A 17,927-nucleotide genomic window follows, 5' to 3' on the forward strand; every position below is an offset into this window, starting at 1 on the left:
GTAAAATAATAACACGAACCCGGACAGTTTGCAATTACCCTGTCAGTTCCGAAAAACCGACAGGGTAATTACAATTTACTTTATTCTGCCTTTCCGTCCCTGCGTTTCTTCCACATAAGAAGCAGAAGAAGCAGTGCAAGTGCGGAAACTCCAGCTATTCCGTACAGGTAAATATTAGAATTATCACCTGTTTTTGGAGAAGAATCTCCTCCTCTGACCGTCAGAGCTGTTTTAACCTTTGTATTTGTCTTTGTATTTGTCAGAGTCCCTCCGTTCTTCACAGTCGATGAACTTTGCACATATCCGGCAATGTTTTTCTCCTGAACAAAGTAAGAAATTTCCTTCCCGTCTTTGTATTTCGGCAGTCCGGAATAGGTGACCGTATAGGTGTTATCCCCATTATCTTTAACAACCGGGGCATAGCCGTTTACCTTTCCATCCCCGTCCATAAGGGAGAGGCTCTGCATAAAGCTCCCAACACCGGGACGTGTTCCATCCTTATTTCCGTCATCTACCCATTTCTTTGTGAAGGTTAACGACGTTGTTTCGGGTGTATAGGTATTTATAACCGTAAACCCGGTTTTCGCATCACCGGTTACCTGTGAAGTATACCCGGGAACCTCCGTGAGCTCCCTTACCGTATAAGTAATTGCCTTCCCGGCTTTCTTCTCTGCCAGATTGTTCCACGTATAGGTCCAGTTCACGCCTTCGCTGAGGGTCACCGGGTCTCCTGTTTCCACACCATCCGCATAAAGCTGTACCTGTACAGATTCCGGCCGCTTTCCATCCTGGTTATTCCGATCCTCCCAGGCCTTGGTGACCGTCACGCTGGTCTCTCCAGGCGTATAGGAATTTGTAATGTTATAATCCTTGATTTCTGTGCTGTATTCTGCTACTGCATCTTCCGTGACGGTATAAGTAATCTCCTGGCCGTCCTCATACTTCGGAAGATTTTCAAAGCTGTATGTCCAGTTGCCATCCGCATCCGCCTTCACTGTCGTGTGGGTCTTTTCTACGTTATTGGCAAACAGCCTGACCGTGATACTCTCCGGACGCTTCCCGTCCTGGTTGTTCCCGTCATTCCAGGTCTTTTTGCCGGACACTGAGGTTGTTTCCGGTGTGTGGGTATTTATGACCGTAAACCCGGTTTTCGCATCCCCGGTTACCTGTGAAGTATACCCGGGAACCTCCGTGAGCTCCCTTACCGTATAAGTAATTGCCTTCCCGGCTTTCTTCTCTGCCAGGTGCTCCCAGGTGTGTGTCCAGTTCACTGCCTCACCCAGGGTTACCGGGGTTCCTTCCTCCACACCATCCGCATATAGCTGCACCTGCACAGGCTGGCGTTTCCCATCCTGGTTGTTCTGATCGTCCCAGGCCTTGGTGACCGTCACGCTGGTCTCTCCCGGCGTATAGGAATTTGTAATGTTATAATCCCTGATTTCTGTGCTGTATTCTGCTACTGCATCCTCCGTGACGGTATAAGTAATCTCCTTGCCGTCCTCATACTTCGGAAGGTTTTCAAAGCTGTATGTCCAGTTGCCATCCGCATCCGCCTTCACTGTCGTGTGGGTCTTTTCTTCGTTATTGGCAAGCAGCCTGACCGTGATACTCTCCGGACGCTTCCCGTCCTGGTTGTTCCCGTCATTCCAGGTCTTTTTGCCGGACACTGAGGTTGTTTCCGGTGTGTGGGTATTTATAACCGTAAACCCGGTTTTCGCATCCCCGGTTACCTGTGAAGTATACCCGGGAACCTCCGTGAGCTCCCTTACCGTATAAGTAATTGCCTTCCCGGCTTTCTTCTCTGCCAGGTGCTCCCAGGTGTGTGTCCAGTTCACTGCCTCACCCAGGGTTACCGGGGTTCCTTCCTCCACACCATCCGCATATAGCTGCACCTGCACAGGCTGGCGTTTCCCATCCTGGTTATTCTGATCGTCCCAGGCCTTGGTGACCGTCACGCTGGTCTCTCCCGGCGTGTAGGAATTTGTAATGTTATAATCCTTGATTTCTGTGCTGTATTCTGCTACTGCATCCTCCGTGACGGTATAAGTAATCTCCTTGCCGTCCTCATACTTCGGAAGGTTTTCAAAGCTGTATGTCCAGTTGCCATCCGCATCCGCCTTCACTGTCGTGCGGGTCTTTTCTTCGTTATTGGCAAGCAGCCTGACCGTGATGCTTCCCGGACGCTTCTTGTCCTGATTGTTATTGTCATTCCAGATCTTTTTACCGGATACAGTAACAGTCTCCGGCGTATAATGATTCTTCAGCTTACCGTCGTTCTTAACCGTATCTGAAACACTGGTATAGGGAGGTATACTGTCCTCAGTTACCGAATAGGTCTTGCCACTAGGAAGGCCTGGTAAATCCTTATACTGAACAGTCCACGTACCATCTCCGTTATCCTTGACGGTCGGCGTATATCCTGTCACCTCGACGCCATCCGCTTTCAGATGAAGTTTGGAAACAAAGGTCGAAGGCACCGGGCGTTTTCCGTCCTGATTGTTCCCATCCTCCCATACCTTAGTAAATGTAAAATTCACAGTAGGCGACACAGCCAGGCTTGCCGTTATTGAAACCGGCGTCTGCCGAATAACTGCGCCGATCATGTTCTGGTACCCTTTTCCATCGCTAGCTTGCGCCTTGCTGTCCGCCACATACACCTTGAGATCCGAATCCATCCAGGGAATCGTGGCTGAAAGCGTAATGGAAGGTGTTTTCTCCGGCTTGTCAGAGGAAACCAGTGAAAAGCCCTCGCCCGCACTAATTTGTGTCTTCCCGGACTCTTCCGTTATGCCATCCGGAAGAGCTAACTTAAACTTTGCGTTATATTTGGCCGGCGCCGTAAGCGTCAGTTTCCCCGTGTGCCACTTCTGATCATCGGTGCTGTAATAAAATGTGGGGTCTCCCGACACGCTGACATTGCTGGCATCCGGCTGATCAGTGAGAATCATATCCCTTGTATCTGCGCCAAGTAAATTTTTAACCAGCTGGGTGTCCATAACATCACTACCATTTTTCGGTAAACCGGCATTCTTTAACACCCACCAAATGGCATCACGCGTACCGTCATAAGCCTGCGATTCTGTTATAAGATAATCAGTCAGATATGCCTCTGTATAGGACTGTACAGGATCATACGTATAAGCCATGCAATATGCCGCTCTAATGAAAGGAAGCTGCATCAGCTGCTGATAATTCAGCCCGGAAGGTGTGGTACCTCCTGTGAAGTAATTTCCCACTTCTATTAAAAAGTTCCTTAACAGTTCCATTTTGCTGCTGTCGGTACGATCAGCATAGCTAAAGGTATTGGTACCGAGAGTATTCGGAAAATCTTCTCGAAGATACTGAGGTGGCGTCAGCAGCTGATCAAATTCTTCCTCCGAAATTACAGGAGCACTGTCCACAATCTGATACAGACCATACCCATTGTATGGGTAACCTGCATACAGAAGATTTTCCAGCTTGGTTTTCAGTGTTTTCTGGTCTTCACCCGTAATGCCATTCGCATTAAAAAAATCTTCAAATGTCGTTTCTGAATAAAGAGGCACATCCGGTGAATCAATAGTTGCATGCGGCCAGTGCAGTTCATTATTCATGCAGTATAAGATTATCTTATTGCCATCACTATCGGTAACTGAATGAATTGCTTTACCGTCATAGTCGATTTTAACAGGAGGTGTATTCTCCGCTGCACTGATGTTAATCTCTGTTCCGTCATCAGCCTTTGTATTAAATGATACCGCCGGGTATGATTCTCCAGGCTCGTTTGCCTTTTCTCCGGGTCTGAAATCTGCACCATAATCAGAAATATCGGTGCTTTCGGAAACGGAAACAGACCCGTTTTCTGTTTCCACACCTTCTCCATCAGACGAAGCGCTTGTTTCTACGGTTGTCTTGTCTGTCCCGCCCTGTTCCTGTGCTGCATCCGTTGTTTCTTCCGTCTGGGCTGCGTCAGTCTGTTCCTCCGTCTGGTAACCAGTCGATGCCTGTTCTGTGGTCCCCTCTGCCAGAGCTGTCTGCGGGAGCATGCTGACAGTCAGAGCCAAAGCCAGAAGCAGTCCACCAATCTTTTTTCGATTTTTCAAAATTAGCCGCCTTTCATGCACATAGAATCGAAATAGTTGCTGAATACTTAACGATAGACAAATCAGTATTAATTCTTATTTTCTTATACCATACGGAAAAAGGAAAGTAAATTCTTTTGCTTGAATTTCTGTTACAAAACCGATTCATGAATTGTATCAACCGGATTTGCACCATAGAAAACTGAAATGATAAGACGGGACATCGTCCAAAAATGACCGAATCCTCCGCATCCGCAGAGTTTCCGGCCATTTTCATTCATTACAGATATCGCGTTTTCAAAATGATTCCGCTTTCTGCGTCCTGGCTGCGCTTATTGTTTTTACCCTTTGCTTCCCAGCACGACCTTGCGGATATTTTTCTTTCCCTTCTTAATCAGCAGTCCCTCTTTCGGGATGTCCTGCTTCTTTACCTCGAAGGTAAAGTCGTCTATTTTGCTGTCTCCCACGCTGATGCTGTGGTCTTTGGTGATGGCTCTTCTTCCCTCAGAGCGAGAGACGGCCTGCCCGGTTTTTACCAGAAGGCTGATGATGTCTATACCATCGTTCTCGTTGAAGTCCTCTGCGGTAAGCTCCACGGAAGGAACGGTGTCCAGACTTCCGGAACCCATGAAGACAGCCTTTGCTCCGGCCTCCGCCTTCTTCGCCTCATCCTCGCCGTGCACCAGAGAGGTCAGCTCATAGGCCAGGATGGACTTTGCCGTGTTCAGCTGGCTTCCCTCCCACTTGTCCATCTCGTCGATCTGTTCCAGCGGAAGGAAGGTCATCATCCGCAGGAATTTCAGCACATCCGCGTCGTCCACGTTTCTCCAGTACTGGTAGAAATCATACGGCGCGTACTTGTCCGGATCCAGCCAGACAGCTCCTCCCGCGGTTTTTCCCATCTTAGTTCCATCGTGCTTCAGAAGAAGGTTGATGGTCAGGGCGTAGGCGTCCTTACTCAGCTTTTTGCGGATCAGGTTGATGCCGCCCAGCATATTGGACCACTGGTCATCACCGCCAAACTGCATCTGGCAGCCGTAATCCTGATACAGACGGTAAAAGTCATAGCTCTGCATCAGCATGTAGGAAAACTCCAGGAAAGAAAGCCCCGTCTGCATACGGTTTACGTAGCAGCGTGCCCGGAGCATCTCGTTTACATTGAACTGGGAACCGATTTCTCTCATAAAATCCAGAAAATTCAGGTCGCGCAGCCAGTCCGCGTTGTTGACAATCTGCGCCTTGCCGGGTCCGAAGTCAATAAAGCGGGACATCTGTTTCCGGAAGCATTCCACGTTGTGGTCGATCATGTCTACGGTCATCATTTTCCGCATATCGGAACGCCCGGAGGGGTCGCCGATCATGGCAGTACCTCCGCCCACCAGTGCAATGGGGCGGTTTCCGGCGTTCTGCAGGCGCTTCATAAGGAGAAGTGCCATAAAATGTCCTACGTGCAGGGAATCTGCGGTCGGGTCGAATCCGATATAAAAGGTTGCCTTGCCGTTGTTAATCAGCTCTGCAATTTCCTTTTCGTCTGTCATCTGTGCCAGCAGACCACGTGCCTGCAGCTCCTCATAGAGTGTCATCGTTTTCCTCCAATTTTTATTTATTATGATGATGCCTGTGCGATAAATCCCGGATCCGGAATCAGACCGTCGCCGTCCGCCGCGGAGGTGGCGAGCCTGTCACAGCGCTCGTTCATCTCATGGCCATTGTGTCCCTTAACCCACACAAAGTTTACCCTGTGCGGCTCCTTTGCCTTTAACAGCCGCTTCCAGAGATCCACGTTCTTGACCGGTTCCTTCTTTCCTCTTGTCCAGCCATTTGCCACCCACCTGTCGATCCAGTGCTCCTGAAAAGGCCGGATCAGGTACTGCGAATCCGAATAAAGCGTCACCTCACAGGGCTTCCGCAGTTCTTCCAGCCCGACGATGGCAGCCATCAGCTCCATCCGGTTATTCGTTGTCTGAATGTACCCCTGGGAGAGTTCTTTCTCGTGAAGTCCTCCTCTGGAATCCATGTACCGGAGGACACATCCGTAACCGCCCGGTCCGTCCGGGTTGCCGCGGGCCGCCCCGTCTGTGTAAATATCTACATGCTGCATCGTTTCCTCCCATCCTGATTTACGCGGAAACCGATTTACAGTAATCCTCAAACACCTCCAGGGTTTGATCCAGAATCTCATCGGTATGTGCCAGTGACAGGAACATTGCCTCAAACTGGGACGGAGCCAGATGGATACCGTGCTCCAGCATAAATTTATAATATCCGGCGAACGCCTCTGTATCGGAGGTCTTTGCCAGCTCATAGTTTTTCACCTCCGCAGAGGTAAAGAATACACAGCCCAGAGAGCCGATGTGGCTGACCGTACACGGAAGATCATACTGTCGGATCAGATTCTCCATACCTCCGTACAGCTTCTCTCCTGCGGCCTCCAGCTTGCTGTAGATGTCCGGATTTTCGGCCAGAAGCTTCAGCTGTTCCATGCCTGCGGCCATGGCGACCGGGTTTCCGGAAAGTGTTCCTGCCTGATAGACCGGTCCAAGCGGAGCGACAAGCTCCATAATTTCCTTTCTCCCGCCGTAGGCGCCGACCGGCATGCCTCCGCCGATAATCTTTCCGTAGGTCACCAGATCCGGTTTAATCTTAAACCTCTCCGCCGCCCCGCCGAAAGCCAGGCGGAAACCGGTGATCACCTCGTCAAAGATAAGAAGTGCGCCGTTCTGCGTGCAGAGCTCGCGCAGTCCCTTCAGGAATCCTTTCTCCGGCAGGACAACACCCATGTTGGCGGCTACCGGCTCCACAATGACGGCGGCTACCTTTCCTTCGTTCGCCTCGAAGAGCTTCTTTACAGAATCCAGATCATTGTACACAGCGGAAAGGGTGTCCGCCGTACAGCCGGCCGGCACGCCCGCACTTCCGGGAATACCGGCCGTCATCAGACCGCTTCCGGCGTCTACCAGCAGGCAGTCGCTGTGTCCGTGGTAATTTCCCGCAAATTTGATGATCTTGTCCCGTTTTGTATAGCCGCGGGCAAGACGGATGGCGCTCATCACTGCCTCTGTTCCGGAGTTCACCATGCGGATCATCTCCACATGGGGAATTCTGGTGCAGATATATTCCGCGATATCCACCTCTGCCTCTGTGGCTGCGCCGAAGCTCAGTCCGTTCTCGCAGGCGCGGATGACCTTGTCCAGCACTTCCGGGTTGTTGTGACCCAGAATCATGGGTCCCCAGGAACAGATATAATCAATATAGCGGCGGCTGTCTGCGTCTATCACATAGGGTCCTGTGGCGCCCTGGATAAAACGGGGCGCCATTCCCACATTGCCGCAGGCACGCACCGGTGAGTTGACCCCGCCGGGAATAAACTTTACCGCTCGGTCCATCAGTTGCTGTGATCTGTCCATCATATTTCCTCCATCCGGTTCCAGGTTCTGTTCCAGTCAAAAATCTATCCGAAAGCACGCCGCAATGCGCGAAAGAGTGAAGATCCGATTCTGCTTCCGCAGTGGCACATACCAGCGGCACAGGAAAAGCTCCTGCATCATTCAGCCGATTACGCCGTCCCTCATCAGCCTTGCAATCCGCTCCGCGTAGTAGGTGATATAGATCTGCGCACCGGCACGGAACGTGGATGTGGCCATCTCGCCGACAATGCGGTCCTCATCAATCCAGCCTTTGGAAGCCGCGGCTTTTACCATGGCATACTCTCCGCTTACGCTGTAGGCCGCAACCGGGACATCCACCACGTCGTGAACTTTTGTAACCATATCCAGAAAGGACATCGCGGGTTTTACCATAATAATGTCCGCACCCTCTTCCACATCGGCCAGCGCTTCTTTGATTCCCTCCCGGCTGTTGTGGAAATCCATCTGATAGGTCTTTCTGTCTCCGAAGGAGGGGGCGGAATCCGCCGCCTCCCGGAAAGGTCCGTAGAAGGCAGAAGCGTATTTCACGGCATACGACATGACCGGGATTTCCGAAAAGCCGTTCTCATCCAGCTTTGTCCGGATTCCCAGCACACGGCCGTCCATCATATCCGAAGGAGCCACCATGTCCGCCCCTGCCTGTACATGGGACAGCGCGGTCTGGGCAAGCAGTTCCACCGTGGGATCATTATCCACGTCCTTTCCCTTCAGCAGTCCGCAATGACCGTGGGAGGTATACTCGCACATGCAGACATCTGTCACATAGAACAGATCCGGCACCTCTTTCTTTGCGGCGCGCAGCGCCCTCTGTACAATCCCGTCCGGATTGTAGGCCTCGGAACCTTTTTCATCCTTCTTATCCGGAATACCGAAAAGCATGACACTGCTTACCCCGGCATCCGCCAGCTCATTCAGGATTTCCGGCATACGGTCTATGGAATACCGGTACTGCCCCGGCATAGAAGGGATCTCTTCTTTTTTATTTTCTCCCTCCATCACAAACATGGGATACATCAGAGATGAGGGATCCATACGGGTCTCTCTGACCATTTTTCGTAAAACAGCACTTCCGCGCAGGCGGCGCGGTCTGTACAGTAAATCCATAGCGATACCTCCTGAAATTATTATTTTTCTGCAATGCCTATTGTAACTGTCTTTTTCACAAACGTCCAGACGCATTCCACATCCTGAGGATTAACTCCGCCAGATCGTCCATGGTGGCTTTTTCCGCCATCTCCGTCTGCATGCCGAAGCTGTCTGCGGTGGCTTTTGTCTGCTTTCCAATGCAGGCGGCGCGCACCTTCGTAAAATCCAGTCCCTCATTGGCCTGCACGAAAGCGCGGACAATGGAAGAGCTGGTAAAGGCGGCGCAGAAAATCCGTCCTTCTTCAAACTCTCTCTTTACATCTACCACATCCTGTTTCCGGTATATAGTCTGATAGGTGGGTATGTCATCCACCTGCGCACCGGCTTCCCGCAGCTGCTCCGCCAGGCTGCGGTTCCCCTTCTCTGCGCGTGGGAGCAGAATTTTTTCTGTCCCGTCCGGATTTTCTTCTTTTATTTTTTTTGCCAGCTCTGCGCCCAGATGATCCCCGTCATAGACAGACGGCATCAGATCCGGCCGGATGCCTCTCTCCCGCAGCGCCTTTGCCGTTCCCTCGCCGATCACGGCAAACCTGGCAGAAGCCAGACTGCGGATATCCTTACCGGACTCCAGCAGACATTCAAAAAACACTTTAACCCCTGTGGGGCTGGTCAGCACAATCCAGGAATACTCCTGCAGATGACCCAGCGCGTTTTCCAGACTCCTGTTGTCCCGAATCGGCCTGGTCTCTACGGCGGGAATTTCCAGAACCTCCGCCCCCATCACACGAAGGCGATGGGACATAGATGAAACCAGCTCTTTGGGTCTGGTAACCAGAACCTTGCAGCCTGCCAACGGAAGCTTCTCATACCACGCAAAGGTGTCCGCTAACGCACAGACCTTTCCCACCACGATAATAGCCGGCGTCTCCACGCCCTGCCTTTCCACTTCCTCCTGCAGCGTGGAAACCGTGGCGACAATTCGCTTCTGTCCCGCGGTCGTGCCTTTCTGGAGGACAGCGGCGGGCATCTGCGGATCCATCCCCGCATCCGTCAGCCCCCTGCAGATATCCGGAAGCGATGCCACCCCCATCAGGAAAACAAGCGTGCCCTCTGTCTCCACCAGAGCGCGAAAGTTGATATCATATGCCTGCCCCTCTCTCTTGTGCCCGGTAATGATGTGCAGGGAGGACGTATAATCCCGATGCGTCACGGGAATCCCGTTGTAGGCAGGAACGGCCAGCGGGGAGGTGATGCCGGGAACTACCTCAAACGGGATCTGATGCTCCGCAAGCAGCTCCAGCTCCTCTCCGCCGCGGCCAAACAGAAAGGGGTCTCCCCCCTTCAGGCGGACTACCCGGTTTCCCTTCTGCGCCTCCTCCAAAAGCAGCTCGTTCATCTTCCACTGTGGCATGGTATGGTGGGAGGATCGCTTGCCGGCGTTAATCTTCCGCGCATTCTCCGGGATCATGGCAAGTACGCCGTCCCCCACGAGACTGTCATAGACCACCACATCCGCCTGTTGCAGCACCTCGTATCCTTTTCTGGTAAAAAGGCCCGCGTCTCCGGGGCCTGCGCCAACCAGCCAGACTTTTCCAGTATTCATGGTTTCCGCTCCTTTTTGCATCCCGGTTTTTCCGGGAAACTTGAAACTATCTTTCATCTGTTCAGATGTTCTCTTCTCTGTCCTCTGTACCCAGATATTCCCCCTCGTGCCTTTGCAGCATCTGCGCCAGTTTTACACCCAGCTGTTCCGCTTTCTCACGTCCGCCAGAAAGATTTCCCCGAAAGGCTTCTCTGGTATTCTCATCAAAATACAGGCCGTCCAGATGTATCTCCCCTCCGGAGACCTGCGCGTGGGCTGCGATCGGAGAAGAGCAGCCGCCGTTCAGGTACGTCACAAAAGAACGCTCTGCGGTAACCTCGTCCGCTGCGTCCTGGTCTGTAAAATCCAGAAACATCGAAGCGTCCCCGTCTCTTCTTCCCTGTACAGCAAGCACTGCCTGTCCGGCCGACGGAATAACATCCGCCGTATCGAAATAACCGCTGATCCGTCCGGCAAGCCCCATTCGTTTCATTCCAGCGGCAGCCAGGACAATGGCGCCGTACTGTCCCTCGTCCAGCTTCCGGATCCGGGTCTGCAGATTTCCCCGGACGCTTTGGAATTCCGCTTCCGGAAATAGCCTCTTCAGCTGGATGATCCGGCGCAGCGAGGAGGTTCCGATGGGCTTTGTCAGATCCGGTCTTTCCTGACCTTTGGGAAGAACCAGCACATCCCTGGGATCCTCTCTGGAGGAAAACGCCACCAGTGGCAGCTCCTCCGGTATTTCCATCGGAAGATCCTTGGTGCTGTGGACGGAAAAATCGGTCTTATGATCCAGAAGAGCACGGTCCAGCTCCTTTACAAAGAGTCCCTTACCGCCGATCTGGTCCAGCCTGCGGTCCAGTATTTTATCTCCCGTTGTCTTCATAGTCAGAAGCTGTGCCTCCACCTCCGGATGATGCTCCTTCAGCCAGGTGATGACCAGGCGGCTCTGCACAACAGCAAGAGCACTCTCCCTGCTCCCGATTACTATTTTCTTTTTCTGCATATCCTGCTGTCCTTTCCGGCAAAGGCCTCAGATTTTCTCCAGTGCGCTGCTGATTATTTCCCGTACCTGTCTGGCCAGATGATGGTCGCTCCCGCTTGCCGTAATCCCGACCACGACGTTATCCTTCTCCACGATGCCCGGAAAATAAAAGTCACAGCGGGTTCTGTCATTGCAGAGGTTGACCGGGATTCCCAGACATTTACAGGCGGCGTGAATGTCGCTGTTGACCTCCGGATGATCGGTGCAGGCAAGAACGAGATCCGCGTCCGCCAGCCTTTCCCGGCTGTATTTCTCCTTGATCCAACGGATTTTTCCCTCTGCGGCAAGCCCCGCGATCTCCTCCGTGGCTTCCGGCGACACAACCGTAATGTGATCCGCAAAGGATAGCAGGGTGCGCACCCGCCTGGACGCAATGCTGCCCGCGCCGATCACAACAACCTGTTTTTCCGAAAGATCGACAAAAAACGGAAAATATTTATTCTTCATAGATCTTCTCCATGCCGCTGACGGCCTCCTCAAACAGATCCCCGGAAATATTGTCCTGGAGATCGAAGATCAGCTTGCCGATGGTTTTTCCCGCCGCCCGGTTGATCTCCTCCAGCAGCTCCTTCTTTTCCGCATCGGGAAGCTCCAGCCTGCCGATCACCTTGTGCAGACGGAGATCCAGATCCTCCACCGCCAGTCCCTGTACCTTTTTGATTTTCTTCACCAGAAAACGGTTATTCTCCCAGGTCCAGAAATCCTGCATGGCCTGGTTCAGGATTTCATCCGCCTGGTACCACGCGTCCCGGTTCAGGGAACTGTCCCTGGTATAAAAATCATCAATATCAAACAGTGTAAAACCGTCCTCTCCCGCAATCGACGGCTCGATATCCCTGGGAACCGCCAGGTCAATCAGCACCAGCGGATGGTCGATCCGGCAGGCAAGAAGCTCTTCCCTGTGGATGGTGCAGTGCGGACTGCTGGTAGCGCTGACAACCAGATCCACGTAGGCCAGGTATTCGTACCGGGACTCGTAATCCACCTGCCGGCAGCCCTCCGGCACATGCACAAGGCCGTGGTGGTACTGGCGGACCGTCATCATCACATCCGCTCCTTGCTCCCGCAGGACAACGGCGGCCAGACGGCCGTACTCCCCGTTCCCGATCACCAGGCATTTCTTCCCCTGCAGGGCGAAGCCCCGCTGCTTCAGAAGGCTGACCGCCTGCTCGATCGCGGAGGAATCCGCGCGGCTGAACTTCACCTCTGTCTTAACCTTCTTGGCCGCGGTTACCGCCATCCGGAACAAGACCTCCAGACTGCTGTCCGCAAATCCGTTCTCACGGGAAAAGGTAAGCGCGTCCTTCACCTGGGTCAGTATCTGATCCTCCGCCAGAATGGCGGACTTCAGCCCGCAGGTAAGCCAGAACAGGTGCTTTACCGCCTCCTCCTGGCTTCGGTTGACAAAAAAGCTCCGGTAATCCTTCGGAGCCACCCGCCTGTCCTTGCACAGCACACGGAAAAGGCGCTCCGTAAGTCTGGCCTCTCCCCCGTTCTTCTGCCCGCTGACGCTGATCCAGAGTTCAAAACGGTTGCAGGTATTCAGAATCAGAACGCCTTCCGCCTGCAGCTCCTTGCGGACGGTCTCCATCAGCGATACACTCTCCGCCTTTGTGCAGGCAAACACGGACCGCACGCTGACCGGGGCCAGCGAGTAATCCGTACCAATCATATGCAGCATAACAACTCCTAATTGAAATATATTGCGGCTGGACTTATACACTAAAAAAGAGCGGAGAGACACTGTTTCCAGTATTCTCCGCTGTCCAGGCATCCCCGCTGATGCTCTTTCTTTCTGTGTCAGTCAGTCATCCTGACGATATTCCCCATCTGTCCGGACCAGCTGTTTGAAAAAGCAGCTCCTGTGTCCGGTGTGGCAGGCAGCCCCTATCTGCGCTACCCGCGCCAGAATTGTATCATTATCGCAATCCAGCGTCAAGCTCCGCACAAACTGAAAGTGCCCGGAGGTAAGCCCCTTTACCCAGAGCTCCCGGCGGCTTCTGCTCCAGTAGGTCATCCGCCCGGTCCTGCAGGTGGCCTCAAAAGCCTCCTGATTCATATAGGCGACCATCAGGACGTCGTTGTTTTTGTAATCCTGCACCACAACGGGAACCAGCCCGTCGCTGTTTTTCTTGAATTTCTCCCACGGAATGGCGCTCTTGTATACATACGTCGGAACATTGTCCGCGGTGCAGACTGCCCGCTTTTCCTCGTGCAGCAGGACCGGAAGCTTTGTTCTGTCCTTCACACCCGCGGCGGCAGGCTCCAGCAGCAGCATGCTGACCTCCTGCTCCGGCAGCGCCCCGTTTTCGGGAACCTGCTCCGGCGTCTCCATATACCAGCCGAGCTTCCCTCTTCCGAACGCCGCGGCAGCCTCTTCCAGAAGCTTTTCCCCGCAGGAAGAGCGGAAATTCAGGAATACCTTTTCACACCCCAGATCCAGATACGTGCGGATATTCTCAAGATTTTCGATTTTCCCGGCGGCGTAAACCGGAATGGCACCGTCTCTGCAGAGGAGGCGAAGCTTCTCCAGGTTTACGGCCTCTTCCTCGCTGTCCCTGGCAAGATCGAAAACCATCATGGCACGATCCCCGTTATTCTGACACCCCATCATGATGGCATAGGGCTCGTAGCTGCCGACGCAGCACTCCGCCGCCCCGCTCTGGCCGGACAGGCCGGTGGCATTCCTTCCGTCTTTCAGATAAATGCTCACGATCTCGTAGTTCATAACCTCTCCTTCTCTGTGCGCCGATGCTGCCCCGGACAGGCAGAACCGGAACTCCTTTCCGGACGCGCAGGCTTAGATGCTTCCCTTGGTGGACAGGACGCCGTGGATTTTCGGGTCTTTGGCAGCTGCCTCGGACAGCGCGCGGGCAAAGGACTTGAACAGCGCCTCCGCCTTGTGGTGGTCATTGACCCCGTCCAGAATCTTCATATGGAGGTTTATGGCGGCGCTGTAGGAGATTGCATAGAAGAACTCCCGCACCATCTGCGTGGACATATCGCCGCAGCGGTCCGCGTCAAAGTCTCCCTGAAACCGGAAGTAAGGCCTGCCGCCCAGATCCACGGCGGTCATCACAAGTGTCTCGTCCATGGGCAGGATGCTGCTTCCGTACCGGCGGATTCCGGATTTATCGCCCAGCGCCCGGCGGATGGCGGTTCCCAGTACAATTCCCGTGTCCTCAATGGTGTGGTGGTCGTCCACCTCGATGTCTCCTTCCACCTTTACAGTCAGGTCAAAAAGCCCGTGCCGGGCAAAGCCGGAGAGCATGTGGTCAAAAAACTTAACCCCTGTGTCGATCTCATACTTTCCCTCTCCGTCCAGATTCAGGCTGATCTTTATTTTTGTTTCCTTTGTATTCCGCTCCACGGTACTGCAGCGTGTTGTTTCCTCATTCATGGCAAAATCCTTATTTTTCCTCAAAACGGACCGCAATGGAATTGGCATGCGCGGTCAGCTGCTCGCATTTTGCAAACTGCTCGATGTCCCTGTGAATCTCTTCCAGCGCCTCCCTGGAGTAATGGATAATGCTGGACTTCTTGACAAAGTCCTCCACCGACAGCGGGGAGAAGAATCTGGCCGTCCCGCTGGTGGGCAGCACGTGATTCGGTCCCGCGAAGTAATCGCCCAGTGGCTCGCTGCTGTACTCTCCCAGAAAAATGGCCCCCGCGTTGCGGATTTTCGTCATCACCTCGAAGGCGTCCTTCATGACAATCTCCATGTGCTCCGGCGCAAACAGGTTGGCGGCGTCAATCGCTTCCCTGCGGCTGTCCGTCACAAGGATGCATCCGTACCCCTCCAGGGATTTGCGGATGATCTCTTTTCTGGAGAGAACCTGAAGGAATCCCTCGATCTCTTCGTTGACCTTTTCCGCCAGACTGCGGCTTGTGGTGACAAGGACGGCCGAGGCCATTTCATCATGCTCCGCCTGCGAGAGAAGATCCGCCGCCACATACCGGGGATTTGCCGTCTCGTCCGCCAGAACCAGGATTTCACTGGGACCGGCGATCGAATCAATGCTGACATTTCCGAACACGGCCTTCTTTGCCAGGGCGACGTAAATATTTCCGGGACCGACAATCTTGTCCACCTTGGGAACGCTCTCCGTGCCGAACGCCAGAGCGGCAATCGCCTGCGCGCCCCCGATCTTGAACACGCGGTCCGCGCCCGCCTCCTTGGCCGCCACCAGCACGGACGGATTGACCTTTCCGTCTCTGCCGCAGGGCGTCGCCATGATTACCTCGTCCACACCGGCCACCTTCGCCGGCACAATGTTCATCAGGACCGAGGACGGGTAGGCAGCCTTGCCGCCGGGAACATAGACACCGGCCTTCTCCATGGGGGTCACCTTCTGCCCCAGGAGGATTCCCTTCTCTTCGGTGGTAATCCAGCTGTTCTGTTTCTGTTTTTCATGGAAACTCCGGATATTTACCAGCGACTTCCGGATCACCTCTACCAGCGAGGGATCCACCGCCGCGTAGGCTTCCTTTGTCTCTTCCTCCGTTACCTCTATGGTTTCCTTTGTCAGCTTCGCGTGGTCAAATTTCTCCGTGTAGGAAAACAAGGCCTCGTCCCCTCTGGACGCAACGTCCGCGATAATCTGCTTCACGACCGCTTCCTGTTCTCCGAACTGTTTCGGGCTGCGGTTCAGGAACTTCTCCCGCACCTCTGCCTTTGTCTGCTCATTTAATTCCACTATTTTCATGATTCATCCCCGCTTCCTGATTCCGAATCTCCTGCCGCGGCGCACCGTTCCCGACGGAACACGCGCCCGGACCAGGTGCCTTTGTTTTTTTCGTATAACCAGCTTCTCTCAACTCCTGACATCGGGCAGGTTTGCCCGCATGGCCTGAATCAGCTGTGTAATTCTCGCGTTGTCCATTTTCATGCTGACCGGGTTTACCACAACCCGCGCGGACAGCGGACAGATCTCCTCCAAAACCGTCAGCCCGTTTTCCCGCAGGGTGCTTCCCGTCTCCACAATATCCACAATGACCTCGGACAGCCCCACAATGGGCGCAAGCTCGATGGATCCGTTCAGCTTGATCAGCTCTACCGTCTGGTTCTTCTTCTCGTAGAAATAATCCCTGGCTATCCGTGGATATTTAGTCGCCACCCGGATCAGCTGGTTGTGCTGCAGGTAATGCCTGTTGGCCTCCGGCCCGCAGACACACATCCTGCATCTGCCGAAGCCCAGGTCGAGAACCTCGTAGATGTTCCGATTTTCCTCCATGATGGTATCCTTGCCGACAATCCCGATGTCCGCCGCTCCGTATTCCACATAGGTGGGAACATCCGGCCCCTTGGCCAGAAAAAAGCGCAGACCGTACTGCTCATTGGTGAAGATCAGCTTTCTGGTATGCTTGTCCTTCATTTCTTCACAGGAGATTCCCAGCCTTTCCAGAAGCTCCATGGTCTGAACGGCAAGCCGCCCTTTTGTCAGGGCAAATGTCAGATATCTCATCACATGTATCCTTTCACTTCAATCCTTCTCGTCTCGCCCGTCTTCAGGTTGATGGCATAGACCTCCTCCGCGGAGCGGAAATAGATAATGCCGCCGAACTGGTTTCTGGATCCGTAGCGCCGGTAATCATCCAAAACTTTGTCCGCCTGGAAACGGACGCAGGCAGCCTCAATTCCCTTCTTCCGCTGCGCCGCGGAAAAACGGATGGCCAGCGGTTCCAGGGAAACCGGATAGAGCACCATGGTCTTGATATCCTCCACCGGGAGAGCCACATGCTGTCTGTCCAGCGCAATCAGGAGCTGGTCCACCTCTGTGGCAAACCCGACCGCGTCCGCTTTTTTCCCGAAGCGCTCGATCAGCCGGTTGTATCTTCCGCCTTTTATCAGGGCGTCCCCGGAGCCGTAGGTGTACGCCTGGAAAATAATGCCTGTGTAATACTGCAGCTGGGAAGTCATTCCCAGGTCGAAGGTGATGTATCGCTCACATCCGTACAGCTTCAGAAGGTCGTAGATGCGGATCAGCCGTTCTATGGCCTCCCGGCATCTGCGGTTCCCGGCTTTTTCCTGCGCCGCCTGAAGCATCTCGATCCCGCCGAACTGCTCCGGCATGCGGCAGAACGCCTCCTCCAGATCCCGGCGCAGCTGCAGGTGCTGAATGTATTCCTGCACGCCGAACCGGTTCTGGATGGCCATCAGATGGCGGAGCTCCTCCACCTGGGTTTCCGTCAGCTTCGCCTCCTCGGTAAGAGCGCGGAAATAATCCACATGTCCCAGGCTGACCTGAAAATCCGCCAGGCCGGAATTTTTCATGATGGTGACAACCAAAGCCAGAATTTCCGCGTCCGCCTCCGGGCTGTCGTCGTTCAGGTATTCCACGCCCATCTGGGTGGATTCCTTCAGCCTTCCCTGGAGGCTGGAATTATTGATAAATACGCTGCCGTTATAGCAAAGGCGGAGGGGCATATCCTCCTCCTTAAAATACATGGAAACCGCCCTCGCGACAGAAGGCGTAAAATCCGGCCGGAGGACAAGGGTGTTTCCCTCCCGGTCGAAAAATTTGTAAAGACTGGCGGAAGGGATGGTTCCCACCTCTCTGGAAAACACGTCGAAAAATTCAAAGCCGGGGGTCTCGATCGACTGATACCCGTATGAATGAAACAGTTTTTCTATCTTTCTCTCCAGATATCTCTTCTTGTCGCACTCGATCCCGAAAATATCCCTTACTCCCTCCGGAGTATGTATCCGTCTGTCCATCGTTCAC

Annotated in this window: 13 protein-coding genes and 2 pseudogenes; all 15 read right to left on the minus strand. The window is 53.7% G+C overall.

Going from position 1 to position 17,927, the window contains the following annotated elements; all coding sequences use genetic code 11:
• Positions 1-80 precede the first annotated feature (80 nt).
• Complete coding sequence (locus FYJ60_RS00915; RefSeq protein WP_154456711.1) at positions 81-4,082, minus strand: Cna B-type domain-containing protein; 4,002 nt, start codon at positions 4,080-4,082, stop codon at positions 81-83.
• Positions 4,083-4,402: 320 nt separating this feature from the next.
• A complete protein-coding gene (tyrS, locus tag FYJ60_RS00920; protein WP_154456712.1) occupies positions 4,403-5,644 on the minus strand; it encodes a tyrosine--tRNA ligase in 1,242 nt (413 codons plus the stop codon).
• Between the two features lie 23 nt (positions 5,645-5,667).
• The gene (gene rnhA, locus FYJ60_RS00925) at positions 5,668-6,162 is read right to left on the minus strand and encodes a ribonuclease HI (protein ID WP_154456713.1); all 495 of its coding nucleotides are present in this window, start codon (positions 6,160-6,162) and stop codon (positions 5,668-5,670) included.
• A 19-nt stretch (positions 6,163-6,181) separates the two neighbouring features.
• Positions 6,182-7,468, minus strand: a complete 1,287-nt coding sequence (hemL, locus tag FYJ60_RS00930; protein WP_154457057.1) for a glutamate-1-semialdehyde 2,1-aminomutase — start codon at positions 7,466-7,468, stop codon at positions 6,182-6,184.
• A 141-nt stretch (positions 7,469-7,609) separates the two neighbouring features.
• A complete protein-coding gene (hemB, locus tag FYJ60_RS00935) occupies positions 7,610-8,593 on the minus strand; it encodes a porphobilinogen synthase (RefSeq protein WP_154456714.1) in 984 nt (327 codons plus the stop codon).
• A 55-nt stretch (positions 8,594-8,648) separates the two neighbouring features.
• Positions 8,649-10,178 carry a uroporphyrinogen-III C-methyltransferase gene (gene cobA, locus FYJ60_RS00940; RefSeq protein WP_154456715.1) on the minus strand — a complete coding sequence of 510 codons (1,530 nt, stop codon included), beginning with the start codon at positions 10,176-10,178 and terminating at the stop codon, positions 8,649-8,651.
• Between the two features lie 61 nt (positions 10,179-10,239).
• Positions 10,240-11,163 (minus strand): hydroxymethylbilane synthase, encoded by a 924-nt coding sequence (hemC, locus tag FYJ60_RS00945; protein ID WP_154456716.1) that lies wholly within the window; start codon positions 11,161-11,163, stop codon positions 10,240-10,242.
• 27 nt (positions 11,164-11,190) lie between these two features.
• On the minus strand, positions 11,191-11,649 hold the full coding sequence (locus tag FYJ60_RS00950) for a precorrin-2 dehydrogenase/sirohydrochlorin ferrochelatase family protein (protein WP_154456717.1): 459 nt from the start codon (positions 11,647-11,649) through the stop codon (positions 11,191-11,193).
• Complete coding sequence (gene hemA / locus FYJ60_RS00955) at positions 11,639-12,883, minus strand: glutamyl-tRNA reductase (protein WP_205838912.1); 1,245 nt, start codon at positions 12,881-12,883, stop codon at positions 11,639-11,641. The genes FYJ60_RS00950 and hemA overlap by 11 nt, the downstream gene beginning before the upstream one ends.
• 147 nt (positions 12,884-13,030) lie before the next feature.
• Positions 13,031-13,342: pseudogene (hisI, locus tag FYJ60_RS12900) on the minus strand (phosphoribosyl-AMP cyclohydrolase); the annotation flags it as partial.
• Between the two features lie 222 nt (positions 13,343-13,564).
• A pseudogene (locus FYJ60_RS12905) lies at positions 13,565-13,930 on the minus strand (HisA/HisF-related TIM barrel protein); the annotation flags it as partial.
• A gap of 72 nt (positions 13,931-14,002) precedes the next feature.
• The gene (gene hisB, locus FYJ60_RS00965; protein WP_154456720.1) at positions 14,003-14,602 is read right to left on the minus strand and encodes an imidazoleglycerol-phosphate dehydratase HisB; all 600 of its coding nucleotides are present in this window, start codon (positions 14,600-14,602) and stop codon (positions 14,003-14,005) included.
• Between the two features lie 10 nt (positions 14,603-14,612).
• Entirely contained in the window at positions 14,613-15,908 is a 1,296-nt protein-coding gene (gene hisD, locus FYJ60_RS00970) for a histidinol dehydrogenase (RefSeq protein WP_154456721.1), read from the minus strand.
• A 108-nt stretch (positions 15,909-16,016) separates the two neighbouring features.
• On the minus strand, positions 16,017-16,667 hold the full coding sequence (hisG, locus tag FYJ60_RS00975; RefSeq protein WP_154456722.1) for an ATP phosphoribosyltransferase: 651 nt from the start codon (positions 16,665-16,667) through the stop codon (positions 16,017-16,019).
• Positions 16,667-17,920: an ATP phosphoribosyltransferase regulatory subunit gene (hisZ, locus tag FYJ60_RS00980; protein ID WP_154456723.1), complete on the minus strand. Its 1,254-nt coding sequence runs from the start codon at positions 17,918-17,920 to the stop codon at positions 16,667-16,669. Before hisZ ends, hisG begins: the two co-directional genes overlap by 1 nt.
• Between the last annotated feature and the right edge of the window lie 7 nt (positions 17,921-17,927).

It is taken from the genome of Bilifractor porci (assembly GCF_009696005.1).
Classification (GTDB): domain Bacteria; phylum Bacillota; class Clostridia; order Lachnospirales; family Lachnospiraceae; genus Bilifractor; species Bilifractor porci.

Coding starts and splice junctions, on each gene's coding strand:
- hisZ (WP_154456723.1), bottom strand. CDS start 17,920: ATGGACAGACGGATACATACTCCGGAGGGAGTAAGGGATATTTTCGGG.
- tyrS (WP_154456712.1), bottom strand. CDS start 5,644: ATGACACTCTATGAGGAGCTGCAGGCACGTGGTCTGCTGGCACAGATG.
- hisD (WP_154456721.1), bottom strand. CDS start 15,908: ATGAAAATAGTGGAATTAAATGAGCAGACAAAGGCAGAGGTGCGGGAG.
- hemC (WP_154456716.1), bottom strand. CDS start 11,163: ATGCAGAAAAAGAAAATAGTAATCGGGAGCAGGGAGAGTGCTCTTGCT.
- rnhA (WP_154456713.1), bottom strand. CDS start 6,162: ATGCAGCATGTAGATATTTACACAGACGGGGCGGCCCGCGGCAACCCG.
- cobA (WP_154456715.1), bottom strand. CDS start 10,178: ATGAATACTGGAAAAGTCTGGCTGGTTGGCGCAGGCCCCGGAGACGCG.
- hisB (WP_154456720.1), bottom strand. CDS start 14,602: ATGAATGAGGAAACAACACGCTGCAGTACCGTGGAGCGGAATACAAAG.
- hemB (WP_154456714.1), bottom strand. CDS start 8,593: ATGGATTTACTGTACAGACCGCGCCGCCTGCGCGGAAGTGCTGTTTTA.
- hemL (WP_154457057.1), bottom strand. CDS start 7,468: ATGGACAGATCACAGCAACTGATGGACCGAGCGGTAAAGTTTATTCCC.
- FYJ60_RS00950 (WP_154456717.1), bottom strand. CDS start 11,649: ATGAAGAATAAATATTTTCCGTTTTTTGTCGATCTTTCGGAAAAACAG.
- hisG (WP_154456722.1), bottom strand. CDS start 16,667: ATGAGATATCTGACATTTGCCCTGACAAAAGGGCGGCTTGCCGTTCAG.
- hemA (WP_205838912.1), bottom strand. CDS start 12,883: ATGCTGCATATGATTGGTACGGATTACTCGCTGGCCCCGGTCAGCGTG.